The sequence below is a fragment of the Streptomyces violaceus genome (assembly GCF_036014075.1).
GTDB lineage: Bacteria > Actinomycetota > Actinomycetes > Streptomycetales > Streptomycetaceae > Streptomyces > Streptomyces violaceus.
Map to the genome: position 1 here is coordinate 5,391,460 of NZ_CP107911.1, position 21,249 is coordinate 5,412,708.

Genomic DNA, 21,249 nt, shown 5'->3' on the forward strand with positions numbered 1-21,249 from the left:
TTCCCCGGTCCTCTCCGCCCCCCGGCGCATGCAGCAGGCCCGCCCTGCCTCCTGTTAGACGCACGACGGGCCTGTCAGTTGCCCTCAACGGGTCAACTCGCGCACTTCACCTTGTCCGCGGTGGACTTCTCCACGTCCGCCGCCTCGACCGGGGCGTTGAGCTTCACGCCGGCGCCCTTGAAGTCCTTGCCGAGGGTCAGGGTCATCGCGGGCAGGCCCTGGGAGTTGTTCACGCTCTCGCCGGGCTTCAGCGCGGACCCGGACAGCCCCATGATGTCGGCGAGGCGGCGGGCCTGGTCGGCCTGGTCGGGGGCGTACTCGAGGGTCGTCCTCGCCAGCTCGGCGGGCGCGTTGCCGGCGTTCTCCGACTTGGTCACGCCCTCCTCGACCTGGAGGTACTGGAGGGTCTTCTGGGCGCTGCCGACGACGGCACCGCCGTTCACGATCCGCACCCGCACCTCGGAGGCCGCGGCCTTGGTGCCCTTCAGCCGCGCGGCCTGTGCGTCCTTCTCCTTCTTCTCCTGCTGCTTGACCTCGGTGAACGAGACGTCGTTCTCGATCATGTCGAACACCTGCGGGGCCTTGGAGTCGTCGAGGACGACCGTCGCCTTCACCGTCTCCGCCGGGTTGTCCACCACCGGCACCGTCGTGAAGCTGATGTTCTTCGTCGGCACCTTCTTCAGCTCGAGGGCGACGTCCTTGAGCGTGCTGACCCTGCCGATCGCCTGGTCCACGGTCAGCGCCTTGGTGGCGGCCTCGGCCAGCTTCAGCAGCTTCGAGGGGCTGGTGAGGGTGTCGCTGGAGGACATCTTGCGCATGAGCGAGCCCAGGAACTGCTGCTGCACCTTGATCCGGTCCAGGTCACCGCTGTTGCCGAAGCTCTTGCGCGTACGGACGAACGCGAGGGCCTGCTCGCCCTCGACCTTCGACTCGCCCGCCGGCAGGACGAGTTTGGACTCCTTGTCGTTGACCGGCTTCTCCACGCACACGTCGACCCCGTCCACCGCCGTGGTCAGTGTCTTCACCGCGTTGAAGTCGGCCATCATGAAGTGGTCGACGGTGATCCCGGTGTTCTCCTTCACCGTGCGCATCGTGCAGCCCGGGTCCCGGCCGCTCTCCCCGAGACTCCGGTTGAAGCGGGCGTTCTGAAGCCCCGGGACGATCTTCTCCGAGCCGTCCTCCTGCTTCGTCGGGCAGTCGGGGATGTTCACGATCAGGTCGCGAGGGATGCTGAGCGCGGTCGCGTTGGTGCGGTCCTTCGCGACGTGCAGCAGGATCGTGGTGTCGGCGTGCCCGGAGCTGCCCTTGTCGCCGTAGCCCTCGTTGCCCTCGCCGGTGCGCTTGTCCGTGCCGATGATGAGGACGCTGAAGGCCTCGTCCTTGCTGAAGTTGCTGGCACCCGCGCTGCCGACGTCGGTCGTCGAGACGTTGCCCTCCAGGTGCTGGAGGTAGAAGTAGCCGACCGCACTGACCCCGACCAGCACGAACGCCATCGTGCCGCCGGTCCACAGCAGCACCTTCTTCGCCTTGTTCGGCTTCGGCTGCACCGGCCGGCGCCGACCGCGGCGCCCCGGCGGCGGCTCCTCGGGAGCACCGCGCCGCCTGCGCTGCGGCGGAACCTCGGTGCGGGTCGCGCCCCCACGAGGAGCGCCCCCACGGGGACCGCCCTCACGGGGAGCGGCCGAACGTGCGGTGGCCGAACGTGCGGTGGCTGCACGAGGAGCCGTCCGCGGCTGCGCTGCGGATGGGTTCAGTCGCAGTTCGTATTCGCCGGTGTTCGGATTGAGTACCCACTGGTCTGCGGGGTCCATCTGTTCCCCCCGCCCACGGTGTTGCGCGTCCACGGTTGTCCGATTCCTCCGTCGGGGCACGCGGCGCCTTCTCCCCCCGGAAGGCGCGCGGGTACTTGGTCATCACAGAAGCACTGGATCGCTCACACTATCCGCCCAGTTGAACGTCGGTGTGCGCTGAATGACAAATTCAGCGTCCCTACATTTGGGCAATCCAGCCCAATTCCATTCCGGGAATCTCTACCAGCGGTAGGGCGCGTACACGTTCATGCACTTACCGGCGTCCGAGCCGTTGAGCGCGTCCGCGTCACCGGGCAGGTCTCCGGCCTTCGGCGCCGGCTGCTTCGGATACGCCGTACCCGTACGCCAGTCGGCGCCCACGACGACCGTGACGCCGGATACGTCGGTGGACCGCCGCACCGAACTTCGCGGAATGCCCAGCGACTCGGCGACGCGCTGGGCGTCGCCCGCCAACTCGGCGCTCGGGTAGCGCACGACGGTCCGCTCCTCGGCCAGCGCGCCCGAGGTGTCCGCGGCGGCCTTCGTGAAGCCCTTCCCCACGAGCGACTGGGCGATGGCGCCCGCGCGTCCGCTCACCGGGCCGAGGGTGCCGGCCCGCGTGGCGTTCTGCACCAGGACGCCGATCTCGCCGTCCGCCGCGGCCGGGTCCCGGGACGCCTTCTCGGCCTTCTCCGTCTTCTTCGCGCCCGGCTTCCCGCCCTTGCCGTCGAACGGCACGTCGTCGCGGATCATCTCCCACACCCGGTCGGCGTCGGTGCCGGCCGGGATCAAGTGGTTGGCGTCCTCCGGGTCCGCGGCCGTGGGCAGCGTCGTCATGGTGATGCGGTCCGTCGGCACCGTCTTCAGCTGCGCCCCCAGGTCGTACAGCTTCTTCACCGTGCCGATCTCCTCGGACACGTGCAGCGACTTGGTGGCCGCCTCGGCCAGGTCCGTCAGCCGGCCGGTGTCGGTGAAGACGTTCTGCGACTTGAGCGTGCGGATCATCGAGTTCATGTACATGTGCTGCGCCCTGGCCCGCAGCGGGTCGCTGCCCCAGGCGTGGCGGGTGCGCAGCCACTGGAGGGCCTGCTCGCCCTGGACCTTAGTCCGGCCGGACTTCAGCTTCAGTCCGGAGCCGCCGGGCACGCCGGGCAGCGGGCGGTCCCACACGTTCTGCTCCACGCACACCTCGACCCCGCCGATGGCGTCCGCCATCTTCACCACGCCCGCGAAGTCGATCGTCATCCAGTGGTCGATGTAGACCCCGGTGAGGTTCTCCCAGGTCGCCAGCGTGCAGCCCGCTCCGCCCCGGGCCAGCGAGGCGTTGATGATCGTGTTGACCGGCGGGTACGTCCGGCCGGACTTCGGGTCGGTGCACTTGGGTATGTCGACCCGGGTGTCGCGCGGAATGCTCACCACGGAGGCGCTCTCGCGGTCCGCGGCCAGGTGGATGAGCATCTGCACATCGCCCCGCGGCGGAGTGCCGCGGTCCTTCCTGGCGCCGCCCAGCTCCACGTTCTCGTCGGAGTTACGGCTGTCGGAGCCGATCAGCAGGATGTTCAGGGGCGTCTGCCCGGCCGCGTTCGGAGCGGCCCGCCTCGCCTTGGAGTCGCCGCTGCTGCGCTGGCCCTTCTCGATGTTGCCGTTCAGGTGCTCGTAGTAGAGGTACCCGGCGCCCGCGGTCGCGAGGACCACCATGGAGAGCGTCGTCGCCGACCAGCGCAGGACGCGACGCCCGCGGCGGGCCCGACGGCCTCTGCGGCCGCCCCCGCCGCCCGGCCCGGTGGGTCTGCCCGGGGCCGGCTCACGCGGGACGGCACCCGGTTTTGTCCCCTCCCCATACACACCGCTGCTCCGCGCCATCTGCTTTCCCCCACCCCCGTGTCACCGGACAAGGCCTGCCGTACGCCCTGTGAGACGTACGACAGGCCCCTCAGGTCACTCGGCGCACTCGACCTTGTCCGCCGTGGACTTGTCCACGTCCGCCGGCGCCTTGGCCGGGGTGGTCTGGGAAGCGCCCGCACCCTTGAAGTCCTTGCCGAGGGTCAGGGTCATCGCGGGGACGCCCTGGGCGTTCTCCACGCTCTCGCCCGGCTTCATCGCGGACCCGGGCAGGCCCATGATGTCGGCGAGGCGGCGGGCCTGGTCGGCCTGGTCCGGGGCGTACTCGAGGGTCGTCTTCGCCAGCTCGGCGGGCGCGTTGCCGGCGTTCTCCGACTTGGTCACGCCCTCCTCGACCTGCAGCCAGCTGAGCGTCTCCTGGGCGCTGCCGGCGACGGCACCGCCGTTCATGATCCGCACCCGCACCTCGGAGGCCGCGGCCTTGGTGCCCTTGAGCCGGGCGGCCACCGCGGCGGCTTCCTTCTTCTTCTTTTCCTTGACCGCGGTGAAGGAGACGTCGTTCTTGATCATGTCGAAGACCTGCGGGGCCGACGACTCGTTGAGGACGACCGTGGTCGGGACCTTCTCCGCCGGGTTGTCGATCACCGGGGTCGTGGCGAAGGTGAGGTTCTTGGTGTTGAGCTTGCCCAGCTCGAGACCGAGGTCCTTCAGCTTGCCGATGCTGGACAGCTGCGAGTCGACGGTCAGCGCCTTCGTGCCCGCCTCGGCCAGGTCGAGCATCTTCGAGGGGCTGGTGAGCGTGTCGTTGTCCTTCAGCTTGCGCATCAGCGCGCTCAGGAACTGCTGCTGGAGCCCGATCCGGCTCAGGTCCCCGCCGAAGCCGACCGAGTGCCGGGTGCGCACGAAGGCCAGCGCCTGCTCGCCCTCGATCGTGTGGTTGCCCTTCGACAGCTTGAGGTGCGAGTCCGGGTCGTCGATGTCCTTGCCCAGACAGACCTCGACCCCGCCGACCGCGCTGGTCAGCGTCTTGACCGCGTTGAAGTCGGCGACCATGAAGTTGTCCGGCTTGACCCCGGTCAGCTCCGTCACGGTCCGCATGGTGCAGCTCGGGGTTCGGTCGTCCTGGCCGAGACTGGTGTTGAAGCGGGTCTGCGGCGTGCCCGGGATGACCTTCTGCGACCCGTCCTCCTGCGTGGTCGGGCAGTCCGGGATGTCGACGATCAGGTCACGGGGGATGCTCAGCGCCGTAGCGTTCGAACGGTCCTTGGAGACATGCAGCAGGATCGTGGTGTCGGCGTGCCCGACACTGCCCGCGTCGCCGTACTTCTCGTTGCCCGCGCCGGTGCGCTTGTCGGTGCCGATCAGCAGGATGTTGATGGCCTTGTCCTTCTCGAAGCCACCGGTGCTCGCGCCGTCGTCGGAGACCGACGCGATGTTGTTGTTCAGGTGCTCGATGTAGAAGTACGCGGCGCCCGCCCCAGCGACCAGCACGAACGCCATCGCGCCGCCGGTCCACAGCAGGACCTTCTTGCCCTTCGCGGCCTTCTTGGCGGGCCGCCGCCCACGCCGCCCCGGCAGCGGCTCCTCCGGAGCCGGAGCCCCGCGGCGCCTGCGCGGCGGCGGCACCGCACCGGGCGTCTCGGGCCGCGGGCGGCCGGGCGCCGCGGAACGGCCGAGCGGCTGCGTGGCGCCGAGCACCGACGGGTCCGTATCGGAGGCCGGTGGTTTGCGGGGCCCGGGGACACCCGACTGCGGTGCGGAAGGGGGCAGTCGCATTTCGTATTCGCCGGTGTTCGGATTGAGCACCCACTGGTCTGCGGGATCGATGTCGTCCGCCCGCCCACGGCTTTGCGCGTCCACGGTTGTCTGATTCCTCCGTCGGGGCACGCGGCGCCTTCCCCTCCAAGGCGCTCGGTCTCGGTCACACAGTGCGCGTTCTCAGGACCGTCCTCAGAGCCGGGCGCACCGGGATCGCTCACACTAACCGCCCAGTTCAGCGTCGAGCGACGACGGTGACGAAGTCCACGTCCCTACACCTGGGCAATTCGCCCATTTCCCGGTGAAGAGCGCGTCACCTTGAGGCCACCTTGGTGTCCGCTTTACTCGCAGGTGTCCTCGGCTGCCGTGTTTCCACGGAACGTGGGTGGAGGAGAAACGGTGACGACGGATTTCGTGAACGGACCCGGATGCGGATCCCCGTACGACCCGTCACGCGATTCGGTAGGCCTCATCGGGGCAGAACCGTGCGGAACGTCCCCCGCGACGACCACCGGCGAGTCCATACGCAGCCGCTCGAACAGCTTCTCCGCCTCGGGCTCCACGAGTTGGTCGCGATTGGCGTCGTACGCATACGACTCCCGGGGGACGGTCAGAAATTGCACTTGTTCCATGGGGATGTCGCGCAGGCCGCGCACGAGTTCGTACAAACCGCGCAGGCTGGCAAGATCCGGGTCCGTTGTGAGAGAGGACGTGGCGGCGTCCAGCACGGGATACAGCTTCACCGGATTCAGCAGGACGTCATTGCTGCGTACCTTGTTGACGAGTGCGCCGAGGAATCGTTGCTGCCGTTCCATCCGCTCCGTGTCACTGCCGTCGCCGAGGGTTTTGCGGGCGCGGACGTAGCCGAGGGCCTGCTCTCCGTTGAGCGTCACGTGTCCCGCGGGCAGCCTCAGCTTGGCGGCCCGGTCGTCGACCGGCTCTCGCAGGCACACCTCGACACCGTCGACCGCGTCGACCATCTCCTTGAAGCCGTGGAAGTCGACGACGACATGGTTGTCGACGCGGACGTCGGTGAGTTTCTCTACTGTCCGGATGGTGCAGGCCGAACCGCCCAGCTGGAAGGCCTGGTTGAACATCGCGAACCGCGGCGCGCTGCGGGACCCGTCCGGGCGCCGGCAGCCCGGCAGCTCCACCATCAGGTCCCGGGGCAGGGAGACGGCGGTGGCGCTGCTCCGTCCCGCGGACAGGTGCAGCAGGATCGTGGTGTCCGACCGTTCGGTCCCGGAGTCCCGGCCGTAGCGGGCGTTGTCGTCACCCTCGCGCGAGTCCGAGCCGATCAGCAGGATGTTCCGCGCGTCCCTGACCAGCGAGGTGGGCCGCTCCTTCTCGTACCGCGCGAGCTCGGCGGCGGCGGCCTCGTCGGGCGTGATGTTCCCGCTGAGCTTCGCGTACACGGCCCATCCGGCCCCGGCGGCCGCCACGACGAGGCCGGTGATCCCGAACGCCGTGCACCGCACCCACCGCCGCCGGCGCCGCCGTGCCAGCCCCCGCCCACTGGCCGAGGCCCTCGCACCCGGCCCGAGCCTCGGCAAGGACCCACCACCGGTGTCGGCCACGACAGGGACCACCCCTCACGACGTACGAACGTGCGCGCGCACTGCTCCTACGACTGTGGCGTGGATGAGAGGCGGGGGAGGGGTGGGGATGGGCCGAACGGGGGGGGGGGAGGCACCCCGCTACGCCGGGTTGCGCCACGCCCCGCCCTCAGCACCAACGCAGAGCACTCGCTCACGGCCTACCGGGCAAGCGCCGTAACCCGCTCACTCTCCACCCGCTTGTCCAGCACCTCGCCCCCCGCCAACTCCAGATGCCGGCACAACACCACGGAACCCCCCGTGGCCAACGGCCCGTACAACCCCGCGTGCAGCCCCTCCCACGTGTCGTACGGCAACCCCGACAGGATCCGCGACCCGGGCCCGGTCAGCCCCAACCCCGTCGCCTCCGCCCGAGCCCGCTCGACCACCTCGGCCCCGCTGAACTCCCGCCCCGCCACGATCAGCGCGGGCTCCTCCGGATCCACGGGCGCGTACGGCACGAACCGGTCCCCCTGCCCCGGCACCTCCACCGCGTAGTCGACGAACCCCTCGGGAGCCTGCGGGAACCGTCCCCCGAGCGGCCGCAGTGCCATCGCGACCCGCGCCCCGGAACACGCCCGGGCCGCTTCCAGCCCGTCCGGCCCGCTCACCACGACATCGGCGGCCCGCGCGTCTCCGGACACGTCCGCGACCACACCGACCGACGCGCACGCGAGCAACCACACCGCCGTCTGCCAGTGCGCGGGCAGCAGCAGCGCGACCCGGTCCCCGGGCTCGACGGACAGCTCGTCCTGGAGCAGGTTCGCGGTCTTGGCCACCCAATTGGCGAAGGTGGCCACGGACAGTTCGACACGTTCGCCCGTGGCGTCGTCGTAGAAGGTCACCAGGGGGCGTCCCGGATCCGCGGCGAGCGCGGAACCCAGCAGGTCGGCGGGGGTGCGATCGGTGGCGTTCACCCGCGCAAGGGTACGCGGCACGCCGGCCTCCCCCCAACGGCCCGGCCACCGCCCCGCCGCGCATTCACCACCGTTTCGGCCGAATTGGGCCGACAGTCTGTCAACTCTCAAATGGACAGACTTATAGGACTATGTCCAAGATCAGGGGCATGCGTGGATTCCTTGCTTCCTCGATCGGTGTCACCTGTGCGGCCGCTCTGGCCCTTCCCCTCACTCCGCCCGCCCTCGCGGCGACGGCGAGACCGGTGCCGACCACCGAGGTCGCCACGGCCGCGAGACCCGCGCCCCACGCGGGGACGCCGGACACGACCAAGACCGACCGGCGCGCGGCCGAACCGTCCGCTGCCGGCAGCACCCAGTCCCTCCCTCTCGAACCCCTCACCCGCAACCGCGCCACCCCCTCCGCCTCCGCCTCGGCTTCCGCCTCCGCCGAACAGGGGCTGTCCCGCCGTGCCGTACGCCGCTTCTCCCTCGTCGGCGTCATCTGGGACGACCCCCATGCCGAACTGCACGGCCGCGTCCATGTCCGCACCCGCGCCGCCGGCACCGGCACCTGGTCGGGCTGGCAGGACGTGGAGACGCACAACGCCGACCACGCGGCCGACCTGGACACCCCCGAGAGCACCTCGGGCCGCGTACGCGGCGCCACGGCACCGCTGTGGGTGGGCGACTCCGACGGCGTGGAACTCCGGGTCCGTTCGGAACTGCAAGGCACAGGTGGCCGCAGCATCGCGGTCGCCGCACCCTCGCTCCCCTCCGGTCTCCGTCTCGAACTCGTCGACCCCGGCGAGGGTGACGAGGCACTCCCCGGCGGCCCCGTGGACAGCCCCCGCACCGGCGGTCTGAACACCGAGACCTCCGCCGCCACCGACGCCTCCGCCGCCAACGCGGACCTGGCCCCCCTCGGCGCCACCGAGATCACGGCACTGAGCCGCGCGGCGACCGAGCGCGAGTTCTACACCCTCCGTGCCGGCGAGCCGGTGGAGGGACAGCGGGCGAAGCCGTACGTCGGCCCGCGCCCGCGTATCGTCACGCGTCGCGGCTGGGGGGCGAACGAGGGGCTGCGGGAGCGGAAATTCGTCTACACGAAGAAGGTCAAGGCCGCCTTCGTGCACCACACGGCCAGCGGCAACAAGTACCGCTGCTCGCAGTCCCCGTCACTCATCCGCAGTATCTACCGCTACCACGTCAAGAGCATGGGCTGGCGGGATGTCGGCTACAACTTCCTCATCGACAAGTGCGGAAAGATCTACGAGGGCCGCGCGGGGGGCGTGGCGAGGCCGGTCCTCGGTGCGCACACCCTTGGTTTCAACAGCAACAGCATGGGCATCGCCGTCCTCGGATCGTACGGAGCCAAGAAGCCGTCGTCCGCCGCCGTCAAGGCCATCGCCCGGGTCACGGCGTGGAAGCTGGGCCTGTACCGGATGAATCCGCGGGGAAAGACCTACCTGAAGTCGGCTGGCAGCAATCTCTACCGCAAAGGCAAGAAGGTACGACTGAACGTGATCTCCGGTCACCGGGACGGCTTCAAGACGTCCTGCCCGGGACGGAAGCTCTACGGCAAGCTCGGCTCGGCCCGCACCAAGGCGGCCCGCTACCAGGGCCGCTGAGCACACGTTCACCGCCGTCGGGGGACAGAGGGCGGGGGCAGGGGGCGGAATGCCGCACGGCCAGCGAAGGCGCCACGGAACGGTCTGCATACACTGACCGGCCGAAAGACAGTTCGGCCGGTCCCGGCAGGAAGCAGAGACGACACGTGACAGAAGCGATCCTCCTGGTCGGCGGCAAGGGCACCCGGCTGCGCCCGCTCACGGTGCACACGCCCAAGCCCATGGTCCCGGCGGCCGGGGTGCCCTTCCTCACGCACCAGCTGGCGAGAGCGAGAGCGGCGGGCGTCGAGCACATCGTCCTGGCCACCTCCTATCTGGCGGAGGTCTTCGAGCCGTACTTCGGCGACGGATCCGCGCTGGGCCTGCACCTGGAGTACGTGACGGAGGAGGAGCCCCTCGGCACGGGCGGCGCCATCCGCAACGTGGCCTCGCGACTGCGCTCCGGCCCCGACGACCCGGTCCTGATCTTCAACGGCGACATCCTGACCGGCCTCGACATCCGGGCCCTGGTGGACACCCACGAGTCGACGGGCGCGGACGTCTCCCTGCACCTCACGAAGGTCACGGACCCGCGTGCCTACGGCCTGGTCCCCACGGACGACACGGGCAGGGTCCTGGCGTTCCTGGAGAAACCGCAGACGCCGGAGGAGATCGTCACCGACCAGATCAACGCGGGGGCGTACGTCTTCCGCCGCTCGGTCATCGACACGATCCCACTGGGCCGGCCGGTGTCGGTGGAACGGGAGACCTTCCCCGGCCTCCTCTCCGCCGGAGCCCACCTCCAGGGCATGGTCGACTCGACGTACTGGCTGGACCTCGGCACCCCGGCGGCGTTCGTCCGGGGCTCGGCGGACCTGGTTCTCGGCCGGGCCCCGTCGCCCGCCGTCCCCGGCCGCTGCGGCGACCGCCTGGTGCTGCCGACGGCGACGGTCGCGGCCGACGCGAAGCTGTCGGGCGGCACGGTGGTGGGGGAGGGCGCCTTCGTCGCCGAGGGCGCGCGGGTCTTCGGCAGCACGATCATGCCGGGCGCCGTGATCGAGCCCGGCGCGGTCATCACCGACTCCCTCATAGGCGCCCGAGCCCGAGTCGGCGAACGCTCCGTCCTCACCGGCACGGTCATAGGCGACGGCGCGACCATCGGCTCCGACAACGAACTCCTGGAGGGCACCCGCATCTGGTGCGACGCCCAGATCCCAGCAGGAGCGGTCCGCTTCTCATCGGACCAGTAACTCAGCTGCGGGCCCCCCTAGCTGCGGGCATGCGTGCCGCTAGGGGCGGCACGGGTGGGCGGTGGGGGTCCCCCCGCTCGAGCGAAGCCGAGAGTGGGGGAGGCACCCCGCACCGCCGGGCTGCGCACCCACCCGGCCCCAGCACCAACGCCGAGCACCAGAAACCGGACCGCACATCACAACCCCCCGATATCCCACCGAGGCATCTTCGGCGCCCGACGCCCCGGCACCCTCCCACTCAGCAAAATCAACCGAGCCGCCCGATGCCGCTGCCCCGCATACGGCTCCAACAACTCCAGCATCACGGAGTCATCCGCATCCCGATCCCCGGCGAGCGCCCACCCCACGATCCGCGGCAGATGCAGATCCCCCGTCGTCACCTCATCCGCCGCCCCATGACTCCGCTGCACCGTCTCCGCCGACGTCCACGGCCCCACCCCCGGCACCAACTCCAGCCGCGCCCGAGCCGCCCCCGGCTCCATCCCGGCCGCCTCCTCCAACCGCCCGGCCACCCGAACCGCACGCAGGATCGTCGACGCCCGCTTGTTGTCGACCCCGGCCCGATGCCACTCCCACGACGGAATCAACGCCCACGTCCGAGGCCCCGGCATCACATGCATCGGCCCGGGCACGGGCCCCGGCGCCGGCTCCCCGAACTTCCGCACCAGCAACCGCCACGCCCGATACGCCTCATCGGTCGTGACCTTCTGCTCGAGAATCGACGGAATCAGCGACTCCAGCACCAGCCCGCTCCGCGTCAGCCGCAGCCCCGGCCGCCGATGCCGGGTCAACGCCACCAGCCGGTGCCGCGGCACGAACGCGGACGGATCATCGGCGGCCCCGAGCAGCTCAGGCAACCGCTCCAGCAGCCACTCGGCCCCGGGCCCCCAGGCCTCCCCGCGCACCCCGGCGCCGGACGCGCGCACCCGTAGCGTCCCGGGCCCGCCGGGGGTGAGAGCGGTCCGCCACACCGACCCGTCCGGCGTCGCCCGGAACGTCGGATCACCCGGCCCGCGCCGCAGCGGCCCGAGCACCAGACCGAGATCCAGCGGCCCGTCCGGCACCCAGTCGCGCACCCGCCCCGGCCCCGCCGCCTGCCGGGGCACGCCCCCGCCCACGGCGACGTGCCCGCCGCGCACGGTGGTCGTGCGGGTGGGCCGAGGAGCGAACCGTCCTGCCATGAATGAAGTCCCTGGGATACGAGAGGAGCAGCCCTACGAGCGTAGACGCCGCCCCGCGCCGCTCACCGCACCTCGATGAACGCCCCCGCGTCCCGCTCCGGCCGCGGTCGCGGATCCTCCGCCGGATGCCCGACCGCCACCGCGCCCATCGGATCCCAGTCCGCCGGCAGCCCCAGCACCTCGCGCACCACGTCCCGGCAGAACATCGTCGAGGACACCCACGCCGACCCCAGCCGCTCCCCGGCCAGCGCGACCAGGAAGTTCTGCACGCCGGCGCCCGTGGCGACCACGAACATCTCCCGCTCGGCGCCGTCCCGCCGCGGATCGCCGTAGCTGTGCGAGCCGTCCATGACCAGGCAGGGGACGACGAGGTACGGAGCGTTCCGCAGGACGTCCCCGCGCCGTACCCGCTTGGCGATGGACTCCTCCGTCTTGCCGTCCCGGCGCAGGTCGGCGATCCAGGCGTCCCGCATGGCGTCGAGCAGCCGCGTCCGCGACTCCTCGGACTCCAGCAGCACGAACCGCCACGGTGTGGTGTGGTGCGGCGCGGGAGCCGTCACGGCAGCGGCCACCGCCCGCCGTACGGCACCGGGGTCGACGGGCTCGTCCGTGAAGGCCCGGACCGTACGCCGCTGGGTCACCGCCAGCCGTACCGCCTCCGACGTGCCGAGCCGGAACATGTCGTCGCGCGCGCCGCGCACCATGGCCCGCGCCCCCTCTTCGTCCCCGTCCCCCGCGACCAGGTCCGGGAGCCCGCGTACGACGGCTACCGGCAGCCCGGCGGCCTTGCCCTTGACCAGGTCGCCCGCGGAGGCGAGTTCGTCGGCCGTGGCGACGACGGTGGCGCTGAGCGGATTGCCGTACGCGTCCGTGCCCCCGCGCAGGTCGTCGAGTACGCGCACTCCGGCGGCGCCGATCGCGACATCCGTGAGCCCCGCGCGCCAGGGCCGCCCGAACGTGTCGGTGACGACGACACCGACCTCGACGCCAAGGGCGACCCGCAGTCCGTCACGGATCGCGCGGGCGGACGCGTCCGGATCCTCGGGCAGCAACAGCACGGTCCCGGAGGGGGTGTTGGAGGCATCGACCCCGGCCGCGGCCATGACCAGGCCCTGCCGGTTCTCGACGATCCGGAGGGCGCCGCGCCGGGCCACCACCCGTACCGTCTCCGCGTCGATGGCCGCCTCCCGGTCGTCCGCCTGGACGATCCGGCCCTCCGCCTTGGACACGATCTTCGACGTGACGAGCAGCACGTCCCCGTCGGCCAGACCGGGCTCGGCGGACGCGATCAGCTTGGCCAGATCGTCCCCGGCCGCGACCTCGGGCAGCCCGGCCACGGCCCACACCCGGTACCCGTCGCCGCCCCGCTGCCGGTCCGAGACCTCCTCGCTCAAGCTCCCCGCACCTCCTCCGCCAGCGCCAGCGCCTCGCGGGCCATCCGCGCGGTCGCGTCGGCGTCGGTCATCATCAGCGGCACGGCCCGGCAGCGGACCCCGGCCGACTCGACCTGCTCCACCACGCCCGCGTCCACCGTGTCCACGAGCCAGCCGTCCAGCAGACCCGAGCCGTAGTGCTCGGCCACCGCCGCCGCCGTCGACTCGACGCCCACGGCGGCCAGCACCTTGTCGGCCATGCCCCGCACGGGCGCGTCACCGACGATGGGGGACAGGCCGACCACCGGGACTCCGGCGTCGGCGATCGCCTCCCGGACGCCGGGCACGGCGAGGATCGTGCCGATCGACACCACCGGGTTGGACGGCGGGAAGAGGATCACGTCCGCCTCGGCGATGGCCTCCAGGACGCCCGGAGCGGGCTTCGCCTGGTCGGCGCCCACCGGAACGATCGCCTCGGCGGGCACCGAGGCGCGCAGCCGCACCCAGTACTCCTGGAAGTGGATCGCCTTGCGCTCACCGTCGATCTCGACCGCCACGTGGGTCTCCACGCGGTCGTCGGACATCGGGATCAGCCGCACGCCCGGCTTCCAGCGCTCGCACAGCGCCTCCGTCACCGCGCTCAGCGGGTACCCGGCGCCGATCATCTGCGTCCGCACGATATGCGTGGCGAAGTCCCGGTCGCCCAGGCCGAACCACTCGGGCCCGACGCCGTACGCCGCGAGCTCCTCCTTGAGACGGAAGGTCTCGTCGGCACGACCCCAGCCCTGCTCCTCGTTGATGCCGCCGCCGAGCGTGTACATCACCGTGTCGAGGTCCGGGCAGACCTTCAGCCCGAAGAGGTGGATGTCGTCCCCGGTGTTGCCGATGACCGTGATGTCCGCGTCCGGGACGGCCCGCTTCAGACCACGCAGGAACCGGGCACCACCGATGCCGCCTGCCAGAACCACAATGCGCATTGAAACAGTGTGTCAGCCGTCAGGCTGACTCGTTGAGGGGTGGTGGTCGGGCGACGGGTGGGACAGTCTTGCAGGCGGCTACGACAACCGGTCGGCGGCTACGACAACCGGTCAGGCAGTGAGGGCGCCCGGCTCGGTACGGGCCGCCTCGCAGTGCGGGGCAGTGTGCATCGGCATCGCCGTCAGCCCCGGGTAGTACACGTGCAGACTCACCGCCGACTCGAGTGCGTCATTCACTACCTCGTGTACATACCCCGGCGCGAACACGCGCTGCGCGCCTGCCCGCAAGGCGCGCGTGCCCCGCTCCGTGCGCTCCGTCAGCGTGCCGTCCAGCACGGTCAGCACACCGGAGGAGCGGCCGTGGTCGTGCAGCCCGCTGCCCTGCCCGGGCACCCAGGACAGCAGCCACACCTCGTAGCCCGGGCCGGTGCGCAGCCGGTGGTACCAGCGGCTGGCCGCGTCGTAGCGGACGAGGTGCTCCCACTGGGAGCGGTCGGCGGCGATGGAGCGGGCGAGTCCGACGAACTCGGCGACGGTGGCCGGGTGCGCGCGCTCCACCTGGAGCAGGTGCGGGACTTCGAGGATGTCGCCGGCGATTTGGAGGTCGCTGTCGCTGTTCATGGGGTGCGTGGTTCCTCAGTGAAAGTAGGTCAGAGGGAACGGGAGCCGAGGGACTGGTGGCTCGGCCTTCAGCTGGAGCGGGTGTGGCTCAACAGCTGGAACAGCAACAGCTACAGCGAGCGCGGGCAGCACCGTGGGACCCGGCGGGGCGGGTCGAGGTGAGTGCCAAGTTCGCGAGCATGCCCACTAGGACACCGGGTCACACCTCCACTGTCAACTCGGCACCCGGTATGTGGGACGAGGTTCACCTCATCCGGTCGTTCGCTCAGATGAAAGGTTTGTTCATGTCCCGGCCGGGACACATGGCGTCCATCCGGGCACACAAACCTCGTTGCGTACTCGTGATCAGACTGTGATCAGATTCGCTTTGACGTGGGTACCGGAACGAGATCGAACTCCTGGGCGTCCTCCCCCGTACAGGTCCGTACGGGGCCCGGGTGACGGTGGGGCCCCTCGTGGGCTCCGTCTGCGTGTCAAGGTTTATGCCGATTTGAACACTTTCCGCATGGCCTTGGTTCCGCAGAGTGAATAAGGGGCTCAATAGCAGATCTCGGCTTGACTCGCCCGGAGCAGCACACTTGTAATTTCACTCGTGTCGTTCAGCCGTAATCGGTAACGGCTACATCACGGGGACGCGGAAAAGAACAGACGAGGGGCGCACATGACCGAGCTGGTGCAGCAACTGCTGGTCGACGACGCGGACGAGGAACTCGGCTGGCAGGAGCGCGCGCTGTGCGCCCAGACCGACCCCGAGTCCTTCTTCCCCGAGAAGGGCGGCTCGACCCGGGAGGCCAAGAAGGTCTGTCTCTCCTGCGAGGTCCGCTCCGAATGCCTCGAGTACGCCCTCGCCAACGACGAGCGCTTCGGTATCTGGGGCGGCCTGTCCGAGCGGGAGCGCCGCCGGCTGAAGAAGGCCGCGGTCTGACCGGACCCCTGGTTCGTGAACGGCCCGTCGCAGGTGGGTTATCCACAGGCGGCGGGCCACAATGCTGTCAGCCGATAGTGTGGGCGCTCGTCCGAGACGCCCCGCGGCCCCCGCCGGCCGCAGGCGTCCACCGCAGTCCACCGAACCGGGGCCCGTACCTCGATGTCCGTGCACAGCCACTCGGCAGCTCATCACGACACCGCTGCCACAGCCGTGTTTGACCCGGCCCGCCCGCCCGAGTTCCCGCGTCACGTGGTGACCGCGGTCCTCGTCTCCCACGACGGCGCCCGCTGGCTGCCCGACGCGCTCGCCGGGCTGCTCGGCCAGGAGCGCCCCGTCCAGTACGCGATGGGGGCCGACACCGGCAGCGCGGACGCCTCCGCCCAGCTGGTCACCGACGCGCTCGGTGCCGACCGGGTGCTGCACCTCGCCCGCCGCACCGGCTTCGGCCAGGCTGTCGAGGAGTGCGACCGCAGCGCCCCGGTCCTCACCCCGGAGCAGCTGCCGTACCTGAAGCGGCCCAGCGGCTGGGACCCGGTCACGCGCACGTGGCGCGACGACGCCTACGACATGCCCGAGCTCCCGCACGGCGAGCCGGTGCAGTGGCTGTGGCTGCTGCACGACGACTGCGCCCCGGAGCCCGACGCCCTGGCCCAGCTGCTGCGCGTCGTGGACAACGAGTACGAGCTGGGCCGCGAGGACGTGGCCGTCGTGGGCCCCAAGCTCCGCGGCTGGTACGACCGGCGGCAGCTGCTGGAGGTCGGCGTCTCCATCGCCAACTCCGGCCGCCGCTGGACCGGCCTGGACCGCAGGGAGCAGGACCAGGGCCAGCACGACCACGTCCGGACCGTGCTGTCGGTTTCCACCGCCGGCATGCTCGTCCGCCGCGACATCTTCGAACAGCTCGGCGGCTTCGACCGGCACCTGCCCCTCATGCGCGACGACCTCGACCTGTGCTGGCGCGCGCACGCCGCGGGCCACCGCGTGCTGATCGCCCCGGAAGCCGTCGTCCGGCACGCCGAGGCGGCCTCCCGGGAGCGCCGCACCGTCGACTGCGTGGGCCGCACCTCCGCCTCCCCGCACAAGGTCGACAAGGCCGGCGCCGTCTACAGCCTGCTCGTCAACACGCGTACGGCCGTGCTCCCCTGGGTGCTGCTGCGCGTCGTGCTCGGCACCCTGCTGCGGACCGTCGCGTACCTCGTCGGAAAGGTCCCCGGACAGGCCGTCGACGAGATCCGCGGCCTCATGGGCACCCTGCTGCGACCCGAGCGGATCCTCGCCGGGCGGCGCGGCAGAGGCACCCCCCAGGTCGACAAGGCCGAGCTGCGGCCGCTGTTCCCGCCGCCCGGCGCGACCGTCCGCATGACCTTCGAGCAGGTCGCGGGCAACCTCGTCGGCAGCTTCGACCCCGAGGTCGCCGCCGGTGCCGGACGGCACGGCGGTGCCGTCGAGTCGGGCCCCGGCGGCGACGACACGGACTTCCTGCAGATCGAGCAGTTCGCCCGGCTCAAGCGCATCGCGCGCAAGCCCGGCCCGGTGCTGTTCCTCGTCCTGCTGCTCGTCTCCCTGCTCGCCTGCCGTGAACTCCTCGGCGGCGGCGCGCTCGCGGGCGGCTCCCTGCTGCCCGCCCCGGCCGACTCCTCCGCACTGTGGGCGCGCTACCTGGACGCGTGGCACCCGGTCGGCGCCGGCGGCACCTCCTCGGCGCCGCCGTACGTCGCGTTCGTGGCGATGCTGGCGTCCCTGCTGTTCGGCTCGACCGGCCTCGCGGTCACCGTCCTGCTCGTCTGCTCGGTGCCGCTGGCCGGTGTCGCCGCCTACTTCGCCTCCCGCCCGCTGGTCGAGTCCCGGCTGCTGCGCGCGTGGGCGGCCGTCGTCTACGCCTTCCTGCCCGCCGCCACCGGCGCCCTCGCCGGCGGCCGCCTCGGCACCGCCGTCCTGGCCGTGCTGCTGCCGCTCATCGCACGCGCGGGCATCGCGGCCAGCGGCCTGGCGAACCCGGCGGGCACGCGGGGCAGTTGGCGCGCCACCTGGGCGTACGCACTGCTGCTGACCGTCACCACCGCGTTCACCCCGATCGTGTGGCCCGTCGCGCTGATCCTCGGGGTGGGGCTGCTGGCCGTGCGCCGGACGGACATCACGGCGTACGGGCCGCGGTTCCTCGCCCAGCTCGGCACGCCCCTGCTGGTCCTCGCGCCCTGGTCGCTGACGCTGCTCCCGTTCGGCTTCTTCCACCAGGCCGGCCTGGAGTACGGAGCCGCCTCCGCCTCCGCCCTCGACCTGCTCGGCGCCAGCCCGGGCGGCCCCGGCACCGTCAGCGGCCTCATGCTCATCGGTATCGTGCTGGCCGCGCTCGCCGCCCTGCTGCGCTCGGAACGCCAGACGGGCATCCGGACGGCCTGGGCGGCCGCCCTGGTGGGCTTCGTCTTCGCGGCCCTGTCCAACAGCTCCACCTGGGCCGGCCCCGCGACCCTCGTCTACGGCATCGCCCTCCTGGCGGCCGCCGCGCTCGGCGCCGACGGAGCACGCGCGCGGGTGGCCGAGCAGAGCTTCGGCTGGCGCCAGCCGGTCGCCGTGCTGATCGCCTTCGCCTCGGCCGCGGGCCCGCTGCTAGTCGCCGCCGGCTGGATGATCCGCGGCGCCGACGGCCCCCTGGAGCGTAGCGACCCCACCCAGGTCCCCGCGTTCGTCGCCGAGGAGAGCGGCAGCAGCGAACAGGCCCGCACCCTCGTCCTCGACAGCGACTCCGCCTCTCATGTGGGATACATGCTCGTCCGCGGCTCCGGCGCCCGCCTCGGCGACGGCGAGGTCGCCGCGGCCGACGGCGAGAACAGCAGGCTCGACAAGGTCGTCGCCAACCTCGTCGCCGGCTCCGGCGCCGACCAGGCCGACCAGCTCGGCGGCTTCGCCGTGCGCTACGTCCTCGTCCACCAGGGCGCGCCCCGCGATGTCACCCGCGTCCTGGACGCCACGCCCGGCCTGACCCGGCTCAGCCAGCAGAACGGCGGCGCGCTGTGGCAGATCGACCAGGAGGTCGCGCGCGCCACCATCGTCCCCGCCTCCGGCTCCGGCACTCCCCAGCCCGTCGCGGCCGGGCCCGTCGACATCCACACCAGGATCCCGACCGGCGCCGACGGGCGGGTGCTGCGCCTCGCCGACACCGCCTCCGACGGCTGGACCGCCACGCTGGACGGCAAGCCGCTGACCCGCACCACGGTCGACGGCTGGGCCCAGGGCTTCGAACTCCCCGCCACCGGCGGCACGCTGGACGTCACCTACGACGATCCGGTCGGCCACACCGTGTGGCTGTGGACGCAGGGCCTGCTCGCCGTCGTCCTCGTGGTGCTCGCCCTGCCCGGCCGGCGCCGCGACGTCGACGACGACATGCCCGAGGAGCCGGTCGTCCCGGCCCAGGCGGTCGCCGGTGAGGGCCGCCGCGCCCGCCGCCTGCGCGCCCAGGCCGAGGCCGAGACCGAAGGAGCGCCCGGGCCCGGGGAGTTCCCGCCCCCACAGCCCGAGCAGCCGCCGACGGCAGTACCGCAGCAACAGAACCACGGACAGTGGGACGCGGCGGGCTACCCGGGCGGCGAGTACGCGGGCTACGGCGACCAGTACCAGGCCACCCCGTACCCGGCGGACGCGTACGGCGGGCAGTACCAGGCGGATCCGTACCAGGGCGGCCAGTACGACCCGTACGCGTACGGCGGCTCGCCCCAGGCGCCGTCGTACGACCAAGCCGGCTACGACCAGGCGGGCTACGACCAGGCCCACACCCAGAACTACGGCACGCCGTACGACCCGGCGCAAGAGCAGCACCACCCCCACGGCACGGGCAGTGAGCGTCCCGACGGGAGCCAGCAGTGAACCGCACCACCCTGTCCCTGATCGCCGGCGTGACCGCGCTCGCCGCCGTCACCGGATTCGCCGCGCTGTCCGCCCCGGACGCCCCGGGCGCGGACGCCACCGCCAAGGCGGCCGCCCAACTGCCCGTGGAGCGCACGAGCCTGCTGTGCCCGGCGCCCAGCACGTCCGACCTCGCCGAGACGTCCTACACGTCCTTCACGCCCGTCACGAGGGGCACGGAAAGCGGCGGCAAGGCCGAACTCCAGGCAGCGGCCGAGGCGTCGGCGGACGGCTCGGAGCCGGGCGGCGACAAGGGCAAGGACGACGGGAAGTCCGGCGAGGACAAGACCGGGAAGCCCGTGCTCACTCCCAAGGAGCCCGGCAAGCCGGTCACCGGGGACAGCTCGGGTTCCGACGCGCCCGCGCTCGTCGGGACCGCCGACGGCAGGTTCGCGCCCGGCTGGACCGTCCAGCAGACCACGGAGGTCGCCGCGGGCACCGGACGCGGCCTTCAGGGCGTCAACTGCGCGGCTCCGGACACGAGTTTCTGGTTCCCGGGCGCCAGCACGGCGGCCGACCGCACCGACTACGTCCACCTGACGAACCCCGACGACTCGGCCGCCGTGGTCGACGTCGAGCTCTACGGCAAGGACGGCTCCCTCCAGTCCCCGGTGGGGGAGGGCATCACCCTCCAGCCGCACTCCAGCGAGCCGGTCCTGCTGTCCACGCTCACGGACGAGGAGCAGACCAACCTCACCGTGCACGTCAACGTCCGCAGCGGACGCGTCGGCGCTTCCGTGCAGGCCCTGGACGACAAGCTCGGCGGCGACTGGCTGGCCGCGTCCACGGACCCCTCGGGCAGCCTGGTCCTGCCCGGCATCCCCAAGGACGCCACCTCCGTGCGCCTGGTCGCCTTCACCCCCGGCGACGCCGACGCGGACCTGAAGGTGCGCCTCGCCTCCCCCTCCGGGCTGATCACCCCGGCCGGACACGAGACCGTGCACGTCAAGGGCGGCATGACGACCGCCGTCGACCTCGGCGACGTCACACGCGGCGAGGCCGGCTCCCTGGTGCTGACGCCGACGGACCAGTCCGTGCCGGTCGTGGCGGCCCTGCGGGTCGCACGGGGCAAGGGCGACAAGCAGGAGACGGCGTTCATCCCGGCCACCCGCCCCGTCGGCACGCGCGCGACGTCCGCGGACAACAGCGCCAAGGGCAGCACCCTGTCCCTGACCGCCCCCGGCCGTGCCGCCACGGTCAAGGTCACCGCCTCGGCGGGCAGCGAGGGCGGCACCCCGGTGTCGAAGACGTACACGATCAAGGCCGGCACGACCCAGGACATCGAGTCCCCGGCCCCCGGCGGCCTGAAGGGCACGTACGCGCTCACGGTCGAGCCGGTCTCCGGCGGCCCGGTCTACGGCGCCCGCACCCTGTCGGCGAACGAGAGCGGTGTCCCCGCCTTCACCGTGCAGACCCTCCCCGACGACCGGGGGACGGTGGCGGTACCGGAGGCGGACGAGGACCTGTCGGTCCTGCAGAAGTAAACAGGCGCACTTCCCAGCCCGTCCGGCGTTTGAGGGACGAGGCC

14 protein-coding genes are annotated in these 21,249 nt (G+C 71.6%); 5 read left to right on the forward strand and 9 right to left on the reverse strand.

Translation table 11 applies throughout. The features are described from left to right. Positions 1-92: 92 nt before the first annotated feature. The 5 genes from OG542_RS24460 to OG542_RS24480 all read right to left on the reverse strand — a co-directional run bounded on the left by OG542_RS24460 (position 93) and on the right by OG542_RS24480 (position 7,902). On the reverse strand, positions 93-1,844 hold the full coding sequence (locus tag OG542_RS24460; RefSeq protein WP_328413679.1) for an LCP family protein: 1,752 nt from the start codon (positions 1,842-1,844) through the stop codon (positions 93-95). 186 nt (positions 1,845-2,030) lie between these two features. Beyond that, positions 2,031-3,653 carry an LCP family protein gene (locus OG542_RS24465; protein ID WP_328413680.1) on the reverse strand — a complete coding sequence of 541 codons (1,623 nt, stop codon included), beginning with the start codon at positions 3,651-3,653 and terminating at the stop codon, positions 2,031-2,033. 75 nt (positions 3,654-3,728) lie between these two features. Then, entirely contained in the window at positions 3,729-5,492 is a 1,764-nt protein-coding gene (locus OG542_RS24470; RefSeq protein ID WP_311126039.1) for an LCP family protein, read from the reverse strand. Between the two features lie 239 nt (positions 5,493-5,731). Further along, positions 5,732-6,967 (reverse strand): LCP family protein, encoded by a 1,236-nt coding sequence (locus OG542_RS24475; RefSeq protein ID WP_328413681.1) that lies wholly within the window; start codon positions 6,965-6,967, stop codon positions 5,732-5,734. Positions 6,968-7,146: 179 nt separating this feature from the next. Then, positions 7,147-7,902, reverse strand: a complete 756-nt coding sequence (locus OG542_RS24480; protein WP_261683933.1) for a TIGR03089 family protein — start codon at positions 7,900-7,902, stop codon at positions 7,147-7,149. Between the two features lie 149 nt (positions 7,903-8,051). Between OG542_RS24480 and OG542_RS24485 the strand changes: the two genes are divergently transcribed. Both OG542_RS24485 and manB read left to right on the forward strand, forming a co-directional pair. Further along, on the forward strand, positions 8,052-9,512 hold the full coding sequence (locus OG542_RS24485; protein WP_328413682.1) for a peptidoglycan recognition protein family protein: 1,461 nt from the start codon (positions 8,052-8,054) through the stop codon (positions 9,510-9,512). A gap of 146 nt (positions 9,513-9,658) precedes the next feature. Then, positions 9,659-10,741 carry a mannose-1-phosphate guanylyltransferase gene (gene manB / locus OG542_RS24490; protein WP_193480069.1) on the forward strand — a complete coding sequence of 361 codons (1,083 nt, stop codon included), beginning with the start codon at positions 9,659-9,661 and terminating at the stop codon, positions 10,739-10,741. A gap of 176 nt (positions 10,742-10,917) precedes the next feature. Here manB and OG542_RS24495 read toward each other — a convergent pair whose 3' ends face one another. The 4 genes from OG542_RS24495 to OG542_RS24510 form a co-directional block, all read right to left on the reverse strand. Then, complete coding sequence (locus tag OG542_RS24495; RefSeq protein WP_328413683.1) at positions 10,918-11,922, reverse strand: DNA-3-methyladenine glycosylase family protein; 1,005 nt, start codon at positions 11,920-11,922, stop codon at positions 10,918-10,920. Positions 11,923-11,984: 62 nt separating this feature from the next. Beyond that, on the reverse strand, positions 11,985-13,316 hold the full coding sequence (locus OG542_RS24500; protein WP_328413684.1) for a coenzyme F420-0:L-glutamate ligase: 1,332 nt from the start codon (positions 13,314-13,316) through the stop codon (positions 11,985-11,987). Further along, a complete protein-coding gene (cofD, locus tag OG542_RS24505) occupies positions 13,313-14,272 on the reverse strand; it encodes a 2-phospho-L-lactate transferase (RefSeq protein WP_311126033.1) in 960 nt (319 codons plus the stop codon). Before cofD ends, OG542_RS24500 begins: the two co-directional genes overlap by 4 nt. Before the next feature lie 111 nt (positions 14,273-14,383). After that, positions 14,384-14,893 carry a cysteine dioxygenase gene (locus OG542_RS24510; protein WP_311126032.1) on the reverse strand — a complete coding sequence of 170 codons (510 nt, stop codon included), beginning with the start codon at positions 14,891-14,893 and terminating at the stop codon, positions 14,384-14,386. Between the two features lie 661 nt (positions 14,894-15,554). On the opposite strand from OG542_RS24510, the gene OG542_RS24515 reads away from it, so the two are divergent. From OG542_RS24515 to OG542_RS24525, 3 genes are all read left to right on the forward strand, one after another. Next, entirely contained in the window at positions 15,555-15,818 is a 264-nt protein-coding gene (locus OG542_RS24515; protein ID WP_003990679.1) for a WhiB family transcriptional regulator, read from the forward strand. 162 nt (positions 15,819-15,980) lie between these two features. Further along, positions 15,981-19,682 (forward strand): glycosyltransferase, encoded by a 3,702-nt coding sequence (locus tag OG542_RS24520; RefSeq protein WP_328413685.1) that lies wholly within the window; start codon positions 15,981-15,983, stop codon positions 19,680-19,682. After that, positions 19,679-21,205, forward strand: coding sequence for a DUF5719 family protein (locus tag OG542_RS24525; RefSeq protein WP_328413686.1), 1,527 nt, complete (start codon positions 19,679-19,681; stop codon positions 21,203-21,205). Before OG542_RS24520 ends, OG542_RS24525 begins: the two co-directional genes overlap by 4 nt. Positions 21,206-21,249 lie beyond the last annotated feature (44 nt).

Bases quoted from the DNA above. Each gene is read 5' to 3' on its own strand.
- OG542_RS24520 (WP_328413685.1), top strand. From the start codon at position 15,981: ATGTCCGTGCACAGCCACTCGGCAGCTCATCACGACACCGCTGCCACA.
- OG542_RS24465 (WP_328413680.1), bottom strand. From the start codon at position 3,653: ATGGCGCGGAGCAGCGGTGTGTATGGGGAGGGGACAAAACCGGGTGCC.
- OG542_RS24510 (WP_311126032.1), bottom strand. From the start codon at position 14,893: ATGAACAGCGACAGCGACCTCCAAATCGCCGGCGACATCCTCGAAGTC.
- cofD (WP_311126033.1), bottom strand. From the start codon at position 14,272: ATGCGCATTGTGGTTCTGGCAGGCGGCATCGGTGGTGCCCGGTTCCTG.
- OG542_RS24515 (WP_003990679.1), top strand. From the start codon at position 15,555: ATGACCGAGCTGGTGCAGCAACTGCTGGTCGACGACGCGGACGAGGAA.
- OG542_RS24485 (WP_328413682.1), top strand. From the start codon at position 8,052: ATGCGTGGATTCCTTGCTTCCTCGATCGGTGTCACCTGTGCGGCCGCT.
- OG542_RS24495 (WP_328413683.1), bottom strand. From the start codon at position 11,922: ATGGCAGGACGGTTCGCTCCTCGGCCCACCCGCACGACCACCGTGCGC.